The organism is Streptomyces sp. NBC_01445, from assembly GCF_035918235.1.
Taxonomy (GTDB): domain Bacteria; phylum Actinomycetota; class Actinomycetes; order Streptomycetales; family Streptomycetaceae; genus Streptomyces.
In genome coordinates, this window is sequence record NZ_CP109485.1 from 10,033,778 (window position 1) to 10,054,370 (window position 20,593).

14 protein-coding genes and 3 pseudogenes are annotated in these 20,593 nt (G+C 70.2%); 7 read left to right on the top strand and 10 right to left on the bottom strand.

The features are described from left to right. Window position 1 precedes the first annotated feature (1 nt). From OG574_RS45950 to dgoD, 4 genes and pseudogenes are all read right to left on the bottom strand, one after another. Complete coding sequence (locus OG574_RS45950; RefSeq protein ID WP_326778133.1) at window positions 2-1,300, bottom strand: ABC transporter substrate-binding protein; 1,299 nt, start codon at window positions 1,298-1,300, stop codon at window positions 2-4. Window positions 1,301-1,380: 80 nt separating this feature from the next. Continuing rightward, window positions 1,381-3,480: a glycoside hydrolase family 27 protein gene (locus tag OG574_RS45955; protein ID WP_326778134.1), complete on the bottom strand. Its 2,100-nt coding sequence runs from the start codon at window positions 3,478-3,480 to the stop codon at window positions 1,381-1,383. A 274-nt stretch (window positions 3,481-3,754) separates the two neighbouring features. Next, window positions 3,755-4,612, bottom strand: a complete 858-nt coding sequence (locus tag OG574_RS45960; RefSeq protein WP_326778135.1) for an SMP-30/gluconolactonase/LRE family protein — start codon at window positions 4,610-4,612, stop codon at window positions 3,755-3,757. Window positions 4,613-4,623: 11 nt separating this feature from the next. After that, window positions 4,624-5,772, bottom strand: a pseudogene (gene dgoD / locus OG574_RS45965) (galactonate dehydratase); the annotation flags it as partial. Window positions 5,773-5,948: 176 nt separating this feature from the next. Here dgoD and OG574_RS45970 point away from each other — a divergent pair. Next, window positions 5,949-7,166 (top strand): annotated as a pseudogene (locus OG574_RS45970) (RNA-guided endonuclease InsQ/TnpB family protein); the annotation flags it as partial. 81 nt (window positions 7,167-7,247) lie between these two features. On the opposite strand, the gene OG574_RS45975 reads toward OG574_RS45970, so the two are convergent. From OG574_RS45975 to OG574_RS45985, 3 genes are all read right to left on the bottom strand, one after another. Beyond that, window positions 7,248-8,006, bottom strand: a complete 759-nt coding sequence (locus tag OG574_RS45975; RefSeq protein ID WP_326778136.1) for an SDR family NAD(P)-dependent oxidoreductase — start codon at window positions 8,004-8,006, stop codon at window positions 7,248-7,250. Beyond that, on the bottom strand, window positions 8,003-9,418 hold the full coding sequence (locus OG574_RS45980; protein ID WP_326778137.1) for a sugar porter family MFS transporter: 1,416 nt from the start codon (window positions 9,416-9,418) through the stop codon (window positions 8,003-8,005). The genes OG574_RS45975 and OG574_RS45980 overlap by 4 nt, the downstream gene beginning before the upstream one ends. Before the next feature lie 88 nt (window positions 9,419-9,506). Further along, the gene (locus tag OG574_RS45985) at window positions 9,507-10,421 is read right to left on the bottom strand and encodes an aldose 1-epimerase family protein (protein ID WP_326778138.1); all 915 of its coding nucleotides are present in this window, start codon (window positions 10,419-10,421) and stop codon (window positions 9,507-9,509) included. 214 nt (window positions 10,422-10,635) lie between these two features. Here OG574_RS45985 and OG574_RS45990 point away from each other — a divergent pair, with 214 nt between their 5' ends. Then, window positions 10,636-11,364: a FadR/GntR family transcriptional regulator gene (locus OG574_RS45990; protein WP_326778139.1), complete on the top strand. Its 729-nt coding sequence runs from the start codon at window positions 10,636-10,638 to the stop codon at window positions 11,362-11,364. A 432-nt stretch (window positions 11,365-11,796) separates the two neighbouring features. Here OG574_RS45990 and OG574_RS45995 read toward each other — a convergent pair whose 3' ends face one another. Then, window positions 11,797-12,000: a hypothetical protein gene (locus tag OG574_RS45995; RefSeq protein ID WP_326778140.1), complete on the bottom strand. Its 204-nt coding sequence runs from the start codon at window positions 11,998-12,000 to the stop codon at window positions 11,797-11,799. A 75-nt stretch (window positions 12,001-12,075) separates the two neighbouring features. After that, on the bottom strand, window positions 12,076-13,248 hold the full coding sequence (locus OG574_RS46000) for an RNA-guided endonuclease InsQ/TnpB family protein (RefSeq protein ID WP_326778141.1): 1,173 nt from the start codon (window positions 13,246-13,248) through the stop codon (window positions 12,076-12,078). Window positions 13,249-13,552: 304 nt separating this feature from the next. Between OG574_RS46000 and OG574_RS46005 the strand changes: the two genes are divergently transcribed. Continuing rightward, window positions 13,553-15,214 (top strand): IS1182 family transposase, encoded by a 1,662-nt coding sequence (locus tag OG574_RS46005; protein ID WP_326771527.1) that lies wholly within the window; start codon window positions 13,553-13,555, stop codon window positions 15,212-15,214. A gap of 80 nt (window positions 15,215-15,294) precedes the next feature. Here the strand turns inward: OG574_RS46005 and OG574_RS46010 are convergent. Beyond that, window positions 15,295-16,452: pseudogene (locus tag OG574_RS46010) on the bottom strand (MFS transporter); the annotation flags it as partial. A gap of 158 nt (window positions 16,453-16,610) precedes the next feature. Between OG574_RS46010 and OG574_RS46015 the strand changes: the two are divergent. The 4 genes from OG574_RS46015 to OG574_RS46030 all read left to right on the top strand — a co-directional run bounded on the left by OG574_RS46015 (window position 16,611) and on the right by OG574_RS46030 (window position 20,153). Next, the gene (locus OG574_RS46015; protein WP_326778142.1) at window positions 16,611-17,528 is read left to right on the top strand and encodes a sugar kinase; all 918 of its coding nucleotides are present in this window, start codon (window positions 16,611-16,613) and stop codon (window positions 17,526-17,528) included. 4 nt (window positions 17,529-17,532) lie between these two features. Further along, window positions 17,533-18,279, top strand: a complete 747-nt coding sequence (locus OG574_RS46020) for an IclR family transcriptional regulator (protein WP_326778143.1) — start codon at window positions 17,533-17,535, stop codon at window positions 18,277-18,279. Beyond that, a complete protein-coding gene (locus tag OG574_RS46025; RefSeq protein WP_326778144.1) occupies window positions 18,267-18,896 on the top strand; it encodes a bifunctional 4-hydroxy-2-oxoglutarate aldolase/2-dehydro-3-deoxy-phosphogluconate aldolase in 630 nt (209 codons plus the stop codon). Before OG574_RS46020 ends, OG574_RS46025 begins: the two co-directional genes overlap by 13 nt. An 888-nt stretch (window positions 18,897-19,784) precedes the next feature. Further along, complete coding sequence (locus tag OG574_RS46030) at window positions 19,785-20,153, top strand: hypothetical protein (RefSeq protein ID WP_326778145.1); 369 nt, start codon at window positions 19,785-19,787, stop codon at window positions 20,151-20,153. Window positions 20,154-20,593: the final 440 nt, after the last annotated feature.

The window sequence follows — 20,593 nt, forward strand, 5'->3', positions numbered from 1 at the left end:
GTCACTTCCCCCAGATCTTCTCGGCGTCCCGCTGCCACGTGGTCAGGGTCGACGCGATGCGGTCCGGCTCGGACAGATAGCGGATGAGGGCGGTGTCGGCGGTGGGGGATAGCTCGTCGCTGGAGTCACGGTTGAAGAACTGGGTGACCTCGGCGGCCGACTCGACAAGCGCGCGGCCCTTCTTCACCAGGGCGGTCCCGCTGTCCTTGGCGTCGGGATGCGTCGGCAGCGCGGTGCCGGAGGAGCTCTTGAGGTAGGTCTCCTGCGCCTGGGCGGTGGCGAGGTAGCGCAGGAACTCCTTGGTCTGGCGCCCGCGCGGAGTGCGCGCGCCGGCGAAGTAGCCGTCGGTGGGCGCCTCTTCGGCCATCGGCACCTTCGGGTCGATCTCGGGGAACCGGAAGAAGTCGATGTCGTCGAGCTGGTCCTTGGGCACGGAGTCGGCGAAGAACGTGCCGATGAGCATCATTCCCGTACGTCCCTGGAGCAGTTCGGTGGTGGCGTCCTGGAAGGCGAGGGCCGTGCCGCGCTTGTCGATGAAGGGGCGTGCCTCGTCCCAGCGGTCGAAGACGCGCCGTACCTCCGTGTCGTCGAAGCGGTGCCGGCCCGCGAGCAGGTCGCGGTGGTACTGGGCGCCGTTGATGCGGATGTTGAGGTAGTCGAACCAGGAGGACGCGACCCACGCGGTGCCGCTGCCCGCGCCGAGCCCGATGGGGGTGACCTTCTTGCGCTGCAGGGTCTCGCACAGGTCGAGGAAGTCGTCCCAGGTGCGCGGCTCGTCCACGCCCCACTTCCTGAAGTTGGACTTCCGGTAGAAGAAGCCCCACCAGTAGTAGCTCGTCGGCACGAACACCTTGTGGCCCGCGCGCGACGTGCACAAGCTCTTGAGCGCCTTGCTGTAGCGGGACAGGTCCGGGCTCTGCCACACGTCGTCGAGGTTGAGCAGGAGGTCGCGGCGCGCGTACGCGTCGGCCACCGAACCCGGGTACCAGGTGTACAGATCGGGCGGGTTGGCCGAGGTCAGGTAGGTGGGCAGCTGAGTGCGGAAGGTCTCCGAGGCCACGGTGTTCAGCGAGGCCGAGGCGCCGCCGCGCTGGTTGAAGCCGTCGACGACCTTCTGCAGCGCGGTCTTCGCCTGCGGTGCCGAGAGGTTGGACTGCAGGGTGACGTCGCCGCCGGAGGAGACGTTGGAGCGTACGGACGTGACGCAGCCGCTCAGTGCGGCACCGGCGCCGAGGGCTCCGACGCCGGTGAGCAGGCGCCGTCTGCTGGGACGTGAACTGCCGGTGGGCAAGGGGGACATGGTGACTCCTGGAAGGCCCGGGACCGGACCGTGCGGTGGCGGTCCCGGGCGGTGTGCGGGTGGGGGAGAAGGCCTGCCGGTCAGTCGGAGGCGGGCAACGGGGCCTGCCACAGCTGCCCGTCGACACCCCGGAACGTGGCGGTCAGCGGCGTGCCGGTGAGGGAGGGTGTGCCCGCGAGGGCCGCGCTGGCGAACTCGGTGCGCTTGGACCAGCCGCTCCACGCGTCGTCGCCCTGGCCCGCGGCGAGCGAGCGCTGCCACACGGTGTAGTCGCCGGCCCGGGACACGAGTCGTACGGTGTCGCCGTCGAGGGCGAGGGCGGGCGAGGCGCTGGTGGCGCCGCCGAGCGAGGCCCAGGGGGACCAGGAGCCGTCGGTGTCGTGGACGCGGGTCCACACGGCGCTGTCGGTGGCGCGCACCGCGACATGCACGCGCCCGTCGGCATCGGTCACGGCCGCCGGGTCGTCGTACAGGCCGAGACCGTCGGGGGCGCCGAGCCGCTGCCAGTCGCCCGCGGCCGAGCGGACGAGGAGGCCACCGTCCTCGCCGCGCACGGCGAGGGTGTCGGGGGCCGTGCCGGTTCCGGCCGTCGCGGGAGCGGAGGAGACGGCCGGGCCCGCGACGCGCCGCCAGTCGCCGACGGCCCGGCCGTCGTTGATCTGCCTGCGGTACAGGTGGCCGTCGGTGGCGCGTACGTACACCTCGATACGTCCCTTGCCGTTGGCGCGAGCCACTGGCTTGCCCGTGACACGACCGTCGCCGGGACGTCCCAGCGAGGTCCCGTTCTCAACCACCGTTCCAGAGGCGGTGGTTGAGAACACGTCGTCGCCGACGGCGGCCGGATCGGCGGGCGAGCGCACACCCAGACGCGTGCCCGGCGCGGTGTCCTTGCCGTCCAGCTTCAGGAAGGCCGTGCCGTGGCCGGGGACCTCGACCGTGTACGAGCCGTCGTGGACGCCGCGGTCCGCGCGGGCCCGCAGATCGCGCACCCGCACAGGACCGGTCAGACCCGCGTCGGCGAAGTCGACGGTGAGGCGCGCCGCCTTGTCGGAGCGGTTGAGCAGGGCGACGGCCCGGTGGCCCGCCCCCTGGAGGACCTTGCTGTAGACGTCGCCGGTCGCGTCGCTCGCCACGCGCACGCCCTGAACGGCGAGCGGGTCCTGGTCGACGTCGATGATCTCCGGGTTGCGCAGCGTGTCGACCATGTCCTGCGGCAGGGTGCGGGGATCGGAGCCGATGACCAGCGGCGAACCCATCAGTGCCCACATGACGAGCTGAGTCATGGACTCCTCGGTGGTGAGTTCGGGTGTGCCGTCCTCCAGCTTGCGCAGCGGGATCAGGTAGTCCGGGTCGTTGTAGTGACCGGGGGTCTGCGCCTCAGGGTGCGCCATGTTGGCGTCCATGTTGCGCAGGATGTTCGGCCACTGGTTCTCGTGCGGCGTGCCCCAGGCGACGTCGGTGCCGGTGCGCCAGGAATCCGCCAACCGGGGCCCGAACCGGTACGAGTTGTGCGCGTCCTGCGCCGGGGTGTGCGGCACGCCCCAGTCGTCCGTGAGCGGGTTGCACAGGTTGAGCAGCATGGGCCGGCCCGTCTTGCGGACGGCCGCGCTGAACTCCTTGAATGCCGGCTCCGGATCGGCCTTCTCGGCGATGCCGCACAGGAAGTCGACCTTGATCGCGTCGACCTTCCAGTCGGCGAACTGCCGGGCGTCCTCGGCGTAGTGGCCGCGGCTGCCGAGCCCGCAGCTCTTGCCGCCGTCGTACGTCCCGGCATCCGTGTAGATCCCGGCCTTCAGGCCGCGTCGGTGCAGGTAGTCCACGAGGGACGGGATGCCGGACGGGAAGCGCTCGCGGTTCGCGGCGAGGTGGCCCTCGGCGTCGCGTGGGGTGTCGGCCTGCCAGCCGCCGTCCAGCCACACGATGTCGTAGCCGCTCTTCTTGAGCCCGCTGCTCACGAGGAAGTCCGCGACGCTCTTGACGTCCTTCTCGGTGGGCGCGCCCAGGCCGAAGTAGGTGTTCCAGCCCATGTACGGGGTCGGGGCGAGGGGCGTGGGGGTGGGCTCGTGGGGTGCCGCAGGGCGGTCGGCCGCGGCGACCGGGACCGCCGGCGACAGCACGGCCGCGACGAGGAGGGCGGCGAGGGTGGCCGTCCCGGTCGTCGCTGCGCGGGGTGAAGTCACAGAGCTCTCCTGAGGTGATGACCGACGTGGGTGGCGTCGTCCGCCGGTGTGGGAGCCGGTTGGGAAGCGCTCGGACGACTGTTGCCGCAGGGGCCGACCCTGTCAATAACAATTCCTAATTAACTAAAAATCGAGAGACGGATGTGACCGTCGCGATCGTCCGTGCGGTCCCGGCACCCGTGGTGCGGTCCCACCGTCCGCGGGCATGCCGACGAGCCGGCCGGACTCGCCCGCGCAGGGGCGTTCCGGTCGGCTCGTCGGCCGTGTTCTCGTCCTAGCCGACCAGCCCGGAGTCGGGCCGGAACGCGCAGGCGGACGGGCCCGGGACAGCGACCCGCAAACGCAGCAGCGCGCCGTCCAGCGGGCCGGGTTCATCGAGGCCGATGTGCGCGCTCGTCACGAACAGGGTCCGACCGTCCGCGCCGCCCAGGCACAGACCGGCCGGCTGCCGTACGGGCACGGGGACGACCTCGTCCAACCGCCCGTCGGCACGGTAGTGGTGGAGCACTCCCGCTCCCCAGACGGCACTCCACAGCCCGCCGTCCTGGTCCACCGCCATGCCGTCCGGGCTGCCGGACTCCACGGTCGCGAAGACCTCGCCCTCGTCGACGTCGCCCGTCTCCGGGTCCACGCGGTGGCGCAGAATGCGCCCAAGGGGGCTGTCCGCGAGGTACATGGTCCGGCCGTCCGCCGTGAACGCCGGCCCGTTGGGCACACTCAGCCCGTCGAGGGCCTGGGTAACGGTCCCGTCGCGGTCCACGCGGAGCAGCCCGCCCCGGCCGGGAGCCGCGTCGTACGCCATGAAGCCGGCCCAGAAGCGCCCCGACGCGTCGGCCACCGCGTCGTTCATCCGGAACGGCCCCGCCGGGTCCTGTTCCGGGCGCAGCAGCCAGCGAGGCGACTCGCCCGCCCGCAGCAGGCAGATGCCGGTGTCGGCCGCGGCGATCCACGTGTCCGGCGCTCCGGCCACGGGCGCGACCGCACCCAGCGGGAACGGCAGACGCAGTTCTTCCCGCAAGGTGGCGCCGGTGAGGTCGGCGGACAGCAGCCGGCCGGTGAGGATGTCCGTGAGGACGAGACCGCGCTCCGTCCAGCGCACGCCCTCGCCGAGTTCCAGTCGTTCCGTGCCCACAGGGCTTGGGGTCACCATTCCGCGAAGCTCCCGTCGTCGTGCCGCCACACAGGATTACGCCACCGGTGCGCGGAGCTGTCGGCCTTGCGTACGGCGGCCTCGTCCACCCGCACTCCGAGGCCCGGCAGCGTCGTGCGGTGCGCGTGACCGTCGGTGAAGCGGAACGGTTCCGGATCGAGGACGTACGAGAGCAGGTCGGCCGAGCGGTTGTAGTGGATGCCCCGGCTCTGTTCCTGGATGAGGAAATTGGGCGTGGCGAAAGCGACTTGGAGGCTGGAGGCGAGGGCGATCGGGCCCAGCGGGCAGTGCGGCGCGAGGAGCACCCCGAACGTGTCGGCCAGCGAAGCGATGCGGTGCACCTCCGAGATGCCGCCCGCGTGCGACAGATCGGGCTGCGCCACGGCGATACCGGCCTGCAGCGCAGGCAGGAACTCCCCTCTGCTGTACAGGCGTTCACCGGTCGCGACGGGCACGCTCGTGCCCTCCACCAGACGCGGCAGCAGATGCCCGTGCTCGGGCAGCAGGGGTTCCTCGGCGAACAGCGGGCGCAGCGGCGCGATCCCCTCGAGGACTTGGCGCGCCCCGGCCGGGGTGAACCGGCCGTGGAAGTCGACGGCGACGTCACGGCCGGGGCCGAGCACCTCGCGCGCAGTGGCGACGCGCTGGACGACCTCCTCGATCTCCGCGGGGCCCGGCATCGGGGAGACCCGGCCCGAGGCGTTCATCTTGACCGCGGTGAAGCCGTGCTCGATCTGGGCACTGATCTCCTCGGCCACCTGGGCCGGTTCGTCGCCGCCCACCCACGCGTACACCCTGACCGAGTCGCGCACGGGTCCGCCGAGCAGCGCGTGCACGGGCGCGCCGTAGGCCTGGCCCGCGATGTCCCACAACGCCTGGTCGATCCCGGCCACCGCGCTGGAGAGCACCGGACCGCCCCGGTAGAAGCCGCCCTTGGTGAGGACCTGCCAGTGGTCCTCGATACGCAACGGGTCCTGGCCCACGAGGTATTCGGCGAGGGTGTCGACGGCGGTGCGCACCACTTCGGCCCGGCCCTCGACAACGGGCTCGCCCCACCCGACGATGCCGTCATCCGTCTCGATACGGCAGAACAGCCAGCGCGGGGGTAGCTGGAACGTTTCGATGCGAGCGATCTTCACCGGATTCCTCCGAGGGTGCCCCGGCCTTCAGGCCGGGGAGGAATAGGAGTCCTGCGGAGCGGGGCAGGAGAAGCCGATTCGTCGGCAGGGCGGATCGGCGTGCACCCGCCGTGGTGGTGTGGCAGCCCATATTGGATCTGAGCTCTCAATTGTCAGTCCTCCCGGATAGGTTGCTGTTCATGACGACCGCGGCGCAGGAGACGGCAGGTGTGGGGCATGCCCGATACACCTTCCGCCTTCGTGTGTCGTCCACCGCGACGGGCGCCCTCGAAGCGGAATGGGCGCGGTGCCGGTGGGTGTGGAATGAGTGCTGCGCTCGCTCGAAGAGGGCGCACGCCGAGAACGAGAAGTGCGGTCCGGCCCGGCTGGACAAGATGCTGACCCAGGCGCGTGCCTGTATGGGCTGGCTGCGCGAAGGCTCCAGCGTTGTTCAGCAGCAGTTGATACGCGATTTCGCGAAGTCGCGGGCGAAGGCGCTGAAGGACATCAAGGCCGCTGTGCCGATGCGGCAGCGGGCCGGGATGCCCAAGTACAAGAAGAAGCACCAGGACGACCCGTCGTTGAACTACACCCAGCGGGGTTTTCGGCTCAAGGACGGCCGCCTGCACTTGGCAGGCGGCATCGCCGTGACGGTCGTGTGGTCGCGTGCCCTCCCTAAGCCACCCTCCAGCGTCCGCGTCTACCGCGACAGCACCGGAGCTTGGTACGCGTCGTTCGTCGTGGCGAGCATGACCGAGACGCTGCCGGGAACCGGCCGGGTGATCGGGATCGACTGGGGTGTGAAGGAGACCGCGACACCACCAGCGACGACCACGACCTTGCCCACCCGCAGCACGGGAAGAACGCCGCCCAGCGTTTGGCGCACTATCAGCGGATGATGTCCCGGCGTAAGCCGAAGCGTGGACACGCCGGATCGAAGGGCTACCGCCAGGCGAAGCGGCAGACGGCGAAGCTGCACAAGAAGGTGGCCCGGCAGCGTCAGGACACCGCCCGCAAGTGGGCCAAGAAGGTCGTCCGCGACCATGACGCCCTGGCCGTGGAGGACTTCCGGCCGAAGTTCCTCGCGAAGTCCACCATGGCCAACAAGGCCGCTGACGCGGCGATCGGCGCGACGAAGACAGCCCTGGTCGAGATGGGCCGTAAGCACGGCCGGTCCGTACACCTGGTGCACCCGGCGCACACCACGATGGACTGCGCAGACTGCGGAGCGAGAACCAAGCACGCGCTGCCTCTCTGGGAACGAACGTATACGTGCACCACGTGCGGAGTGTCCCGACCTCGGGACAAAAACTCAGCCCGTGTGATGCTCGTCCGGGCTGGTCTCTGTCCCGGCTAGCGCTGATCGTGTAAGACCTCTATCCCCGCCGGGGATCAGGCGACGTGAGCTAGGAATCCCCCTTAGCTGGGGGAGGTTTCAAAGGGTGTGTGCACCTTTCGTCGTCGGGTTGAGATCGGAGGGGCGGGAGTCCGTGAGGTCGTCAGGAGGAGGCCTTGACGACGCTCCAGCCGCCGTCGACGAGCAGGCTGGTGCCGGTCACGAAGCCGGCCTCGGCGGAGGCGAGGAAGGCGATGGCCGCCGCGACGTCTTCCGGCGTGCCGAAGCGCCGGGCCGCCGTCTCGGCGACGCTGCGCGCCCGGCTCTCCTCATCGATGCCGTCCCAGGCGCCGGTCAGGATCGGTCCGGGCAGTACGGCGTTCACGCGGATCGACGGGCCGTACTCCACGGCCAGTTGACTGCACAGCGAGAGCACGGCGCCCTTGGTCGCGGCGTACGCCGGCCGGCCCGGGAGCCCCATGTGCGCGTGCACGGACGAGGTGTAGACGACTGAGCCGCCATGCTCCGACATGTCGGGCTGTACAGCCTTGAAGCCGAGGAACCCACCGGTGAGGTTGACGGCGACCTGCCGCTCCCAGGAGGCCTGAGTCATCTCGCCGGCCGGGGCCAGCTCCACGGTGTACGCGTTGGAGACGAGGACCCGCACCGGGCCGTAGGCGTGAGCCGCGTCCAGCACGCGCTCCCAGTCCGCCGCGTCGGCCACATCGGCCCGTACGAACGAGGCGCGGGCGCCCTGTTCACGCAGCTCGGTGGCGGTCCGTTCGCCGCGCTCGGCGTCGATGTCGCTGAGTACGACGGCCGCGCCCTCGGCGGCGAGCCGGGCCGCCGTGGCCGCGCCGATGCCGACGGCGGCCCCGGTCACCACGGCGACCTGATCGGTGAAGCGTTGCATGCCGGTCATCCCATCTCCTCGAGAGTCCTGCCCCGGGTCTCGCGCACGCACTTCGCGGCGAAGGGCAGGGAGAACAGCGCGAAGGCTGCGTAGATCAGATACGTCCCGCCCAGACTCCAGTCGGACAGGCTCGGGAACGACGCGGTGATCACCCAGTTGGCCACCCATACGACGGACGAGGACACACCGAGCGCGGCGGCGCGGATCGAGGCCGGGAACATCTCGCCGAGCATGACCCACAGCACGACACCCCACGACGAGGCGAAGCACAGCACGAAGACGTGAGCCGCGACCAGCGCCACGAGCCCTTGGGTGTGGGGGAGCCGGCCCTCGACGAGGTCCGCGGAGAACGCCCACGCCTCACAACCGAGCGCGAGCGTCATCCCGGCCGAGCCCGCCAGGATCAGCGGCTTGCGTCCCACCCGGTCCACCAGCAGCATCGCGACGACCGTGCCGACGATGTTGATGAGCGACGTCGTGAACGAGTACAGGAACGAGCTGTTCGGGTCGATGCCCACCGACTGCCACAGCGTCGCCGAGTAGTAGAACGCCACGTTGATGCCGACGAGTTGCTGGAACAGCGCCAAGCCGATGCCGACCCAGACGATGCCGCGCAGCCCCGCCGCCTTGCCGCGCAGGTCGCGGAAGGTCGAGCGGCGGTCGCGGCTCATGTGCTCACGGATCTCGGTGATACGTACGTCGAGCGCGGGTCCCTCGCCCTCCAGCCGGGCGAGCACCCGGCGCGCCTCGTCCATGGCGCCGCGGGCGATCAGGTGCCGGGGAGACTCGGGAATGGTGAAGGAGAGGATCCCGTAGACGAGCGCGGGCACCACCATCACACCGAGCATCCACTGCCAGGCTTCAAGGCCGGCCAGGCGGCCACGCTGGTCGTCGTCGGCGAGCGTGAGGATCAGCCAGTTGACGAGCTGGGACACGGCGATGCCCAAGACGATGGCCGCCTGCTGGAACGCGGCGAGGCGTCCCCGGTACGCGGGCGGGGCGACCTCCGCTATGTAGGCGGGGCCGATCACGGAGGCCATGCCGATGCCGAAGCCGCCGATCACCCGCCACAACGACAGGTCCCACAGGCCGAACGGCACGGCGGAGCCGATGGAGCTGACGGTGAACAACGCAGCCGCGATGCGCATGCAGCGGATGCGCCCGATGCGGTCGGCGAGGCGCCCGGCCACCGTCGCCCCGGCGGCCGAGCCGATCAGGGCGATGGCGATGACCTGGGCGAGCGCCGCGGGCCCGACGTCGTAGCGGTCGCGGACGGCCTCGACGGCGCCGTTGATCACCGAACTGTCGTAGCCGAAGAGGAAGCCGCCCATCGCGGCCGCGGCGGCGACGAAGACGACGTGGGCGAGGTGGGGCGGGCGTCCGGTGGCGGAGGCGGGGGGAAGTGTTCGAAGGTGCGCCATGTTCTTTCCCGGATGGTTCTTCCCGGAGAGGACTTTCCGGATGGGTGGCCCGCTTCGCAGGGCGGGCCGGGACGTGTGGTGGGGGTGGTCAGGGCACGCGGATGCCCCAGGCGGCGGACCACTGTTCGCCGGGGGCCAGGACGATCACGTCATGGCCGCTGTTGAACGCGTCGGGCGGGCAGGTCATCGGTTCCACGGCGAGACCGGTCCGCCCGACGTGGTCGGCGGTGTAGAGCTGGAGCCAGCCGAAGGACGCGTCGGCCCAGAGGTCGACGGCGTCGCCTTCGGGGGCGCGGAGGCGAGCCCACGCCAGGCCGTCGCTGTCGCGGTGCAGCCCGGTGTAGGCGTGATTGAGCACCGTGCCGGTCAACTGCCTTGGGCTGCGCAGATCGTGAGGGGTTCCTTCGACCGGGCGCGGATTCCCGTCGGGCAGCATGCGGGCATCGGGGTGCAGACAGTGATCGGCGGCCAGCTGCACGGAGCACCGGTCGATGGAGCCACCGAAGGTCAGGTACGGGTGGGCGCCGAGACCGAAGGGGGCGGGCCGCGACGACCGGTTGACCACGGTGACGCGGGCGGTGAGCCCGCTGCCCGCGTCCAGGCGGTACTCGGCGAACAGCCGCAGTGCGAAGGGATAGCCGGGCCGGGCTGCCAGGTCGAGGGCGAGACGGACCCCGTGGGCGTCGTCGTGCGGCTGCGGAGTCCAGGTCTGCCACGCGACGAGGCCGTGCAGCGCGGAAGGGGGCTCCCGTTCGTCCAGGGCAAGTTGGTGCTCGGCGCCGTCGAATGCGTAGCGCCCCTGTGCCAGTCGGTTGGGCCAGGGCGCGAGGAGCTGTCCGTGGGCGGCGGGCGCCGGTTCGTCGGCGTCGAAACCGAGGATCAACGGCCGTCCGTCATAGGCCAGTTCGCGCAGTGTCGCGCCGACGCCCGCGACGGTCGCGGTGTACGGCCCGGCAGTGAGCGGGAGCTGGGTGCCGGACAGCGGAAGCGGGGTGTGGGACAAGGGTCGTTCCTCGGGGCGTACGGACGGGCACGGAAGGGCTACGACCAGGACTGCACCACTCGGCACCGGCCCCCGTCAAGGATTATTCATAATTAATTCTCCTGGTGGGGCTGAGCGGGACCCCCTGGTTGAGCTTCCAAAAATTATGAATTAAATTGGCCGCCGGAGGTGGTGCGACCGGCAGTCGGCCCGTCGCACCAGAGGGGAGCAGAGCATGGTGTCCTACGCCGGGCGCGGAGTGCACGGAGGCGTCGTCGAATCGCTCGGCTCCCGGGTGGTCGGGGGCAAGGTGGCCGTCGGCGCCACCCTCGATCCGCGCACCCTGGTCGACAGCATGGGCGTCAGCCTCACCGTCATCCGCGAGGCGCTCAAGGTCCTCGCGGGCAAGGGCCTGGTCGCCTCCCGCCAGAAGCGCGGCACCTTCGTCCGGCCGCGCACCGAGTGGAACGTCCTCGACGCGGATGTGATCCGATGGCGCATCGAGGGCGGCGAGGCGGACGCGGTCCTGCGCGACCTCGCGGAGATGCGCTCCATCGTGGAACCCGCCGCTGTGCGACGGGCCGCCGAGCGCCGCACCGAACAACAACTGGGCGACCTCGAAGCGGCACTCGACCGCATGGCCCGGGCCGGTAACGACGCGGCCGAGGCGGTGGCCGCCGACTCCGACTTCCATCACGCACTCCTCGTCGCGTCCGGCAACGAGATGCTGGCCATGCTGCACGACCTGATGGCCCCCGCACTGCGGGCGCGCGACAGCATCGTGCACGGTGAGCACGGCTGCGCCGACGACCCGGTGCCCAGCCACCGCGCGGTCCTGGACGCGATCCGGGACCGCGACGCCGCGCGCTCGGGTGCGGCCATGGCGGACCTGCTGGCGAAGGCGGACCGCGACCTCGACCTGGCCGTGCGCGGCCAGGCTCGCGCGGCATCCGTCCAGGGCTGAGACGGCGGGCCGCCCGCTCGGCGGCCTCAACTCGGTTTTCCGCGGGGCGGTACGGGCCTCTTGGCGCGAGAGTGATCAGGCCCGGAATCTACATCGCGGCACTCGACGCCGTCGCCGCGGTCATCGTCGTGATTGCCGCGACGCAGGAACAGCCCGCCCACACGACGCGGCCCGTCTATGCCTATGCGCCGGAGGCGGGGGCGCTTCTTGTCGTTGCCCGCACCGGACTCCGCCTCAGCTGTCGCCCCCCGGCGCCCGTGCTGCCAGCACAATCGAAGCGATCTTCGCTGCATCGAGGTTCTCAGACCCGCCCGGACAGCGGCGTACGCGCCCTCGACCTCCGACATGACCCAGCCAGTGCCTGCTACCAGGAGGCGTTCGACACCCGCGTGCCGTATCCGCGATTTCGTGGCACGGGCGCCGCGCAGCAGGTTAGCTTCTGCCCTTGGCGCGGGCCGGCGCGGTCTCCGGCAGGCGCCACACGCACAAGGCGCTGGCGAGTCCGGCCGCGGCCATGTAACCGGCCAGGTACCAGGGGCGGTCGCCGCCCGCGTCGACCAGCAGCGTCGCCACGAACGGCGAAGTCCCCGCGAAGATGACCCCGTTGATCTCGCGGACGAAGACAAGACCGGTCAACTGCCCGGTCGTGAAACGACCGGGCTTGCTGCTCGAGTCATCACTGGCTGTGATGGGTTCGGCTGCGTCCAGTTCTCACGCGATGAGGGTGAGTTCGGGGGCCGTTGACTGAGCCCCGCAGACCCACCCCATCCACCCGCGTTGGCGGATGTTGTGGGACGCGTTGTGGTCCGCGTGCTCAACGAAGCCGCAGACCCGGCACGAGAAAACAGCCTGGGCAGGCCGGTTTCCACGTGCGGTGTGATGACACTTCGAGCATTCCTGGCTGGTGTAGGCCGGGTCGACGTAGACGACCGGCACCCCGGCCCGCTTCGCCTTGTAGGCGATGAACGAGCCGAGCTGGGCAAAGGGCCAGGAGTGGAGCGTGGTGCGTTGGGGCTTTCTCAGCCGTGCCCGCTCGCGAATGCCCTTCAGGTCTTCCAGGGCGATCCCGCGACCGGTGCGTTCAGCCTCCGCCACGATCCGCTTCGAAATCTTGTGGTTGATGTCCTTGTTCCGCCGGGCTTCCCTGCCCGCATGCTTCTTTGCCCGCCGCTTGGCGGACTTGGTGTGCTTCTTCTGCAGCTTGGAACGCAGCTTGCGATCCTGCTCCCGCTTGCGATTGACACGGCGACCGCAATGTCGTCCCCCGTCGGAGGTGACCGCGATGTTCACGATCCCCAGGTCCACCCCGAGGAACCCGACCGGGTGGGCGTTCGGGGCAGCTTCAGCAATCTCGCAGGTCGCGATCAGGAACCACTTCCCGCCCTGACACACCAGGTCGGACTCACCCTGGCGGTGCGCAGCCAGGACCTCCAGCTGCCCGGCCTGCCCAGTGAACGCCACGCCCTTCAGCCGGCCTGCCATGGACCAGATCGACACGGTGCGTGCCTGGTGCTGCCAGGACAGCATCCGGTCGTCGTACGGCTGCGCCGCCTGGGGCCGGAAGACCACCGGCTTGCCCGAGGCGCGAGTGTGCCGCTTGGTCCCGGGCCGCCCGTAACGTCCCGCCCGGAGGTTCGCCTTCAGGGTGGTGTAGGCATCGCAGGTCTTCTTGATCGCGTGCTGGGCGGCCTGCGCGCCAAGCCCCCACCTCTCCCGGATCTCGGCATAGGTGTGCTTGCGCAACTCCAGCGGACGTCGCGCGTTTTCCTCGAAAGCAACCCCGGCCGCCCAGGTCGCCGCTTGATTGCAGGCGTGCAGGGTCGCCTCAAGTGCCGCCGCCTGTACGGGCGTCGGCAGCAGCCTCACCCGCACCACCAGCTTCACGATCACCGAACCTATACACCTGAACGAAGACCCACCACACGTTCGCCCCACCTCACCCGAACGAGCGATACCGGCCCCGGCCCTCCCGGCGCACACCGCCGTAGCCCGGCTCCGCCGGAATGCCTCCCGGCCGCTGCGCGGCCGTCATGGCCTGCGGCACATCGCGGCGACGCTCCGCGTCGCACCCCGTGGATGCGATTCCTCCCGGGCATGAACGACTCCGTTGGGAAAGTCGTGATTCGGGCAGTGCTGTGTCGTTCGTCTTGCTGATGGCTATGGTCGTTGGCGGGATGGGGAGAGCGGGATGTCGTTGGAGTCGCGGTCGGATGACGGAGTGCCTGAGCTGACGGCTCGGGTGGTGCGGGCCTCGTTCCCCAAGGGGACTTTGGCCATCCGGATCAGGGAAGTGCTCGGTCCGGTGTTCACGGACGAGGATTTCGCCGGGGCCTTTGCTGATCGAGGCCGGCCCGCGATCTCGCCAGGGGCTCTGGCGCTGGTGTCGGTGCTGCAATATGCCGAAGGACTCTCCGACCGGCAGGCCGCTGACCAGGTGCGAGCGCGCATGGACTGGAAGTTCCTGTTGGGGCTGGAGCTGGATGATCCCGGCTTCGACTTCACCGTCCTGGGGGATTTCCGCTCCCGTCTGATCACGCACGGGCTGGAAGAGCGGGTCTTGGAGGTGGTGCTGGCGCGGCTCTCGGACGCCGGGCTGCTGCGGGCGGGCGGCCGGCAGCGCACCGACTCGACGCACGTGCTGGCCGCGGTGCGCACGCTGAACCGGATGGAGTTCGTCGGTGAGACGCTGCGGGCGGCGCTGGAGGCGCTGGCCGCGGCCGCTCCGGACTGGCTGAGCGGATTGATCAGCCCCGGGTGGGTGGAGCGCTACGGGGCCAAGGTCGACAACTACCGCTTCCCGAAAGGGGAGAACGTCCGTCGGGAATGGGCCGAGCAGGTCGGCCGGGACGGGTTCGCTCTGCTTGACGCCATTGATGGGCCGGCCGCTGTGGCCTGGCTGCGCGAGGTGCCCGCAGTGCGGATCCTGCGCCGGGCCTGGGCAGAGCAGTATCACCGGGACGGGCAGGGGGTGCGCTGGCGGGAGGGCAAGGACCTCCCGCCGGCCAGAGACCGGCTGTCCTCGCCCTATGACACCGACGCCCACTACGGCATCAAACGCGGGACGGGCTGGTGCGGATTCAAAGTCCACCTGAGCGAGACCTGCGAGCCGGACGCACCCCACCTGATCACGAATGTGGAGACCACCAACGCCACCGTCAACGACACCGAGGTCACCGCAACCATCCACCAGCATCTGGATGAACGGGGGTTGAGGCCGCGTGAGCATGTGGTGGACGCCGGTTACGTCACCGCCGCCCACATCCTGGCCGCCCACGAAGACCATGGCATCGACCTGGTCGGTCCCGTCGGCGCTGATACCCACCACAACGGACGGGACGCGCAGGCACCGGACCTGACTCAGGCCGCCTTCACCACCAACTGGAACGCCAGGAAGGTTATCTGCCCTCAGGGCGCGTCCAGTGTCAGCTGGTCCCAACAGCGCAAGGCCAGTGGGACCGTGCTCGTCCGGGTGCACTTCGCACTCGCCGACTGCGATCCATGCCCGCTGAGAGCGCGCTGCACCAAAGCAGCCAACGGCAAATGGGGCCGCAGCCTGACCCTGCTGCCCCGAGAGCAGCAACAGATCCTCGAAGAACGACGTGCCGAGCAGCAGACCGACGAGTGGAAGGCCCGCTACGACGTGCGAGCCGGGGTGGAGGGCACCATCTCCCAGGCCGTCCGCCGCACCCATCTGCGCCGCACTCCCTACCGAGGCCAGCACAAGACCCACCTCGCCAACGTCCTCTCCGCCACCGCCCTCAACCTCACCCGAATCGACGCCTGGCTGCGGGGCACCCCACTCGGCACCACCCGCGTCTCCCACCTCGCACGCCTCACCCTCGCGGCATGACCCGCCCCCGAGAGCCGATTTATGGATTTCCCAACGGAGTCGTGAACGCCCGGGGTTCCTCGCAAGAATCCGCTGAAGCGGACCTCGGTCGGCAGCGACTCGGCGTAGAGCGTGCCGGTGACCGCGAAGACGGAGTTGAGTATCAGGGCGAAAGCGACGGTGATGGCCAGGTAGATCAGCCACGGCTCGCGGGTGTCCACCAACCAGAAGAACGGATACGCGAAAAGCGTGATCGCCACCGCGCCGCCGATCATCACCGGCTTGCGGCCGACCCGGTCGGACAGGGCGCCCGCCAGCGGGATGGTGAGGATGGAGATCGCCGAGGCGATGGTGATGCCGAGGACCGAGGTACCGGAGGACAGGCCGAGCTGGTTGGTGAGGTAGCTCGGCAGGTAGCCCTGGATCGCGTACGAGGCGATGGCGGTGGCGCAGCCGGAGCCGATGAGCAGTGCGATCGCCTTGGGGCGGCTCTTGATCGCGGCGAGGACGGGGAGCTTCTCGCGCCTGCCGCTGTCGCGAGTGGCCTCGAACTGCTCGGTCTCGGGCGCCGCGTTGCGGATGACGAGAGCGATGATCACGACCAGGGCGCTCGCCAGGAACGGGATGCGCCAACCCCAGTCGAGGAAGTCGTCCTGGGGGAGCGTGGAGACGGCGGCGACCGCGCCGGAGGCGATGACGACGCCGATGAACTCGCCCGCGCCGGGCAGCGATCCGTAGAAGCCGCGCTTCTCGGCCTTCGCCGCCTCCGTCGACATGACGTACGCGCCGCCGAGTTCGGCGCCGACGCCGAAGCCCTGCATCATCCGGCAGAGCACGAGTAGCACTGGGGCCCAGATGCCGATCTGGTGGTACGTGGGGAGGAAGCCGATGGCGAGGGTGCCGGCGCCCATCAGAACCACGGTGAGGATCAGCACCGGGCGGCGGCCCAAGCGGTCGCCGAGGTGGGCGAGGACCAGGCCGCCGATGGGGCGGACGGCGAAGCCCAGGCCGAAGGTCGCGAAGGAGGCGAGCGTCGCCGCGAACGGGGACACGTTCGGGAAGAAGACCTTGTTGAAGACGATCGCGGCCGAGGCGCCGAAGAGGAAGAAGTCGTACCACTCGAGGATCGAGCCGACGACGCTGGCGGCGGCGGTGCGGCGCTGCCGGGTGCGGGCGCTCATCGCCGCCTGCGGTCCGGTCTCCTGATGGGCGTTCTGATGGGCGTTCTGGTGTGTGGATGCGCTCGGCGGCGTGCTCATCTCACTCCCTTTCGCTTCACGCTGGTGGGGGGATTCTGTGCGGCTCACACCTCGTGTTGCAACATATGCACGCCTGTTGCACGGGGGCTGCTAATGTTCTTCATGACCACTGCGGGATGTCAATGGCATGTCACCCATGCCAATGGAGGGACGGCGCGATGACCACCACGGCCGCTACGGCTGTCTGCCTCGGCGAGACGATGGCGCAGGTCACGCCCGCCGACGGCGCAGGCCTCGAGCACAGCGAGGAGCTGCGGCTCGCCGTCGCGGGCGCCGAGTCGACCGTCGCCCAGTACCTCGCCGACCTCGGCCACGGCGCCGCCTGGGTGAGCCGGGTCGGCGACGACCCGTTCGGGCGGCGGATCGTCGCGGCGGTCGCGTCACGCGGCGTGGACGTCACCGGCGTACGGCGCGACACCTCGGCCCCGACCGGCATCTACTTCAAGGACCCGAGGCCTGACGGCACGCGCGTGCACTACTACCGGGCCGGCTCGGCGGCCTCCCGGATGAGCGCGGCCGACGCGGACGGCATCGACCTGACCGGCGTACGGCTGCTGCACCTGACCGGGATCACACCCGCCCTCTCCGACACGTGCGCGGTGCTCGTGACCACGCTTCTGGAGCGGGCGGCCGGCACAAAAACCCTGGTCTCGTTCGACATCAACCACCGTCCCGCGCTGTGGAGTTCGCGCGGCGAGGCGGCCGAGGCGCTGCTCGCCCTGGCACGCCGCGCCGACATCGTGCTCGTCGGGCGCGACGAGGGCGAGACCCTGTGGGGCACCGCCACCGCACAGGACATCCGTGACCACATCGCGCCGCGTGGCACGCTCGTCGTCAAGGACGGCGCCGTGGGAGCCACTGAATTCACCGACGGGACACAGGAGTTCGTGGCCGCGCCCGCCGTGGACGTGGTGGAGGCCGTCGGCGCGGGTGACGCCTTCGCCGCCGGATACCTGAGCGGGCTGCTCGACGGTGCGGCGCCGCGCGAGCGCCTCGCCCTCGGTCACCGTCTGGCCGGGCGCACGCTGCGCAGCATCGAGGACTACGTCCCCATCTCGCCAAACGACAGGAGCTGAGGTCGTGTCACAGACCGTACGGCGGGCCATCGATATCCTGGAGTGCATCGCCCGCAGGCCGCGCACGCAGACCGAGGTCGGCGAGCACCTGGGCGTGCACCGGTCGACCGCGCTGCGCCTGCTGGAGTCGCTGGCCGAGGGTGGACTCGCCCGCCGCCTGCCCGACGGGCGGTACGCGGTCGGCCACCGGCTCGCCGGGCTTGCCCAACTCGCCCGGGAACAGTTCGGCTTGAAGGACGTCGCAAGCGAGCACCTGCGCGGGCTTGGTGAGCGCAGCGGACACACCGTGCACCTCGCAGCGCTGGAGGGCGAACAGATCGTGTACGTCGACAAGGTCGACCCGGTGGACGGAGTGCGGCTGTACTCGCAGATCGGCCGGCCCGTCACGCTGCACACCGCGGGCGTCGCCAAGGCGATCCTCGCCCACGTACCCCGCGATCGGGCCGACGCGCTCCTCGCCGGCTGCGACTTCGCGCCGCACACCGGCACGACGATCACCGACGCAGCCGCCTACCGCGCGGCCCTCGACGAGACCCAGGCGCGCGGCTGGGCCGTCGACGACGGTGAGTACGAGGACTACGTGAACTGCCTCGCCGTCCCCGTGCGCGACAGCGGCGGCGACGTGGTCGCCGCCGTGTCCGTCACCGCTCTGAAGGCGAAGGCCGACCTGGCTGCCCTTGAGGCCGACGTATTGCCTGACCTGATGACCACCGCCGAGACGATCTCCAAGGAGCTGGGATGGCGCCCCTGACCCCCGTAGACGCCGAGACGCCTACGTTCGACGAGTTGTTCGCCAAGTCGCCCGTGATGGCGATCCTGCGCGGAATGCCGGCGGACAAGTCCGTGGAACTCGCCGTACGAGCATGGGACTTGGGCATCGAGTGCGTCGAGGTACCGGTGCAGACCGAGGAGGCCGCGCGGGTGCTCGCCGCCGTGGTGGCTGCGGGCCGCGAGCGCGGCAAGGCGGTCGGTGCGGGCACGGTCACCACGACCGAGCGCCTCGAGTGGGCGGTGTCGGCGGGTGCCGCGTTCACGGTGGCCCCCGGGCTCGCTGCCGAGGTGGCGCAGGCCAGCATCGACGCGAGCCTGCCGCATCTGCCCGGCGTCGCCACCGCCACCGACGTCCAGGCGGCGCGGGCGCTCGGCCTGACCTGGCTGAAGGCGTTCCCGGCGAGCGTGCTCGGTCAGGGCTGGTTCAAGGCCATGAGGGGCCCGTTCCCGGAGGTGCCGTTTGTGGCGACGGGCGGCATCGACGCGTCCAACGCTGCCGCTTACCTGGCAGCCGGAGCCAGGGTCGTCGCCGTGGGCTCAGCCCTGGAGGACCCGGAACAACTCCCGCTGCTGGCTGATCTGTTGGCATCCCGCTAGGCGCGCGGGCGACCTGCTCTTCAGCGGCTTGAACCCGGGCTCGGCCTCGAAGAAGCCATCGGCAACTGGAAGCCGGCCACCGTTTTCGCACGCCGCACCCGCCCGTCACGGACCTTGGCCGGTGGCGGCGCTGTGCGTGGCCATGGGTACGGTCATCGCCCAACTCTCCACCGACGGGGGAGTGCAGGTGAGTCTGCGGGGGTTCGTTTGGTCATGTCTTGCGCTGGCCGACGGTGCCTCCAGGGAGAACCGCAGGGAGCCAGAGTCGCCTCGAGCACCCAGCTCGGCGCCCCACCTACTCGGGAACTGGGATCGCTGACCCTCACCACCTACGCCAGCGCGCTCGCGTCGGCGCTGCTGTTCATCGCCGCCTTGGTCACCGAGGCTGTGACCGGGGCGCCCGCCCTGCGGCTCCCGACGGACGACGAGTTCTCGGCGCTGATCTTCCTCGCCCTCGGGGTGACCAGCGTCGTCTTCCTTCTATGGTATGGAGCCGTCGAACGCCTCGGGCCCAGCCCGTACCGAACTGTTCAACGGCCATTTGCCGTCGCCTCCTGCTTGCCCTGTTCCTCGCTGGCTCAGGCGCTCCGCGCGCGGGTCGTAGTCGCAGGCGCGCATGGCCTGGGCGGCGGTCTGGCGGACGTCAGCGCGGCCGTCATAGCCGATGCCGAGACAGACAGTCATCCCGGTCCTGCCGGCCGTGGACATCTCCGCGCGGTCGACTGCGATGCAGGCGGCGCTGGCGGTCGGCTTCGGCGGCGTGGGGCGAGCGAAGGCAGGCGCACAGCACGTCGATGCAGGTTTGGCGCAACTCGCGTGTGGGGGCATCGTCGGCACGTCCGGCCAGGGTCCCGCGCCGGCGGGTGCCGGGCAGGGAGCATGGAGGGCATGACCACTGAGCATCCTGCCGAGCGGGGCGGCACCGGGCGCGACTTGTTCGCCGCCTTCTCCGAGCGGGCATCGAACGTCACCAGCTCGCCGCTGTTCTCCGTCCTGTGTGTGCTTCTGGTCCTCGGCATGGTCGCCATACACCTTGCGCACCTGCCGTTGCCCTGGCTGATCTTCGCGGGGGACGTCGTGGCGGTCGTCAACCTACTTTTGCTCGCTCTGCTGACGAACACCGAACGGCGTGACGCGCACGCGGTTCAGCGCAAGCTGGACGCCATCGCGGCGGCCATGCTGGAGCAGAGCGAGGGCACGAGCCACACAGCGGCCGACGAGCTACGGCGTGCCATCCGCATGGAGGAGAAGCAGTAGCGGGACTGCGTCACGGACATCCGCCGTCGAGGAACGCGACCTGCCGCGGAGGGCTTGGTCGAGGGCCTCGGCAATGGGGCGTGCATGCGAGAGGCCGCGCTGAGGGCGTCGCGAGGTCGGGCGGGCCCAGTGGCGCTCAGGGCAGGTGCCCGAGATCGGGGAGTGGGCCGGCGCGGCTCGAGGACCCGCTCGACGACTTCATCGGCCGCTATATGTTCGCGTTCTGGCGGCTCATCAGCCGGGGGATCACAGCTGCCGAGCCGGCGCCCGCGCTTCCGTCCCCTTCACGGGCTGTGGTCGACCACCGTCACGGTGCCATCCTCCCTGACCCACGAGTCCGGGTCTTCCGGTTCCCCCTGTCCATCTTCCGCTGGCACCCGAGTCTTGCCTGGCAAGGAAACGCAGCGCCCTTCACGAGCAGTGAGCCGAACATCGGCGAG

Excerpts from the sequence above, each read along its gene's own strand:
- OG574_RS45950 (WP_326778133.1), bottom strand. The coding sequence starts at position 1,300 with ATGTCCCCCTTGCCCACCGGCAGTTCACGTCCCAGCAGACGGCGCCTG.
- OG574_RS45975 (WP_326778136.1), bottom strand. The coding sequence starts at position 8,006 with ATGACCGGCATGCAACGCTTCACCGATCAGGTCGCCGTGGTGACCGGG.
- OG574_RS45980 (WP_326778137.1), bottom strand. The coding sequence starts at position 9,418 with ATGGCGCACCTTCGAACACTTCCCCCCGCCTCCGCCACCGGACGCCCG.
- OG574_RS45990 (WP_326778139.1), top strand. The coding sequence starts at position 10,636 with ATGGTGTCCTACGCCGGGCGCGGAGTGCACGGAGGCGTCGTCGAATCG.
- OG574_RS46005 (WP_326771527.1), top strand. The coding sequence starts at position 13,553 with ATGTCGTTGGAGTCGCGGTCGGATGACGGAGTGCCTGAGCTGACGGCT.
- OG574_RS46015 (WP_326778142.1), top strand. The coding sequence starts at position 16,611 with ATGACCACCACGGCCGCTACGGCTGTCTGCCTCGGCGAGACGATGGCG.
- OG574_RS46025 (WP_326778144.1), top strand. The coding sequence starts at position 18,267 with ATGGCGCCCCTGACCCCCGTAGACGCCGAGACGCCTACGTTCGACGAG.
- OG574_RS46030 (WP_326778145.1), top strand. The coding sequence starts at position 19,785 with ATGACCACTGAGCATCCTGCCGAGCGGGGCGGCACCGGGCGCGACTTG.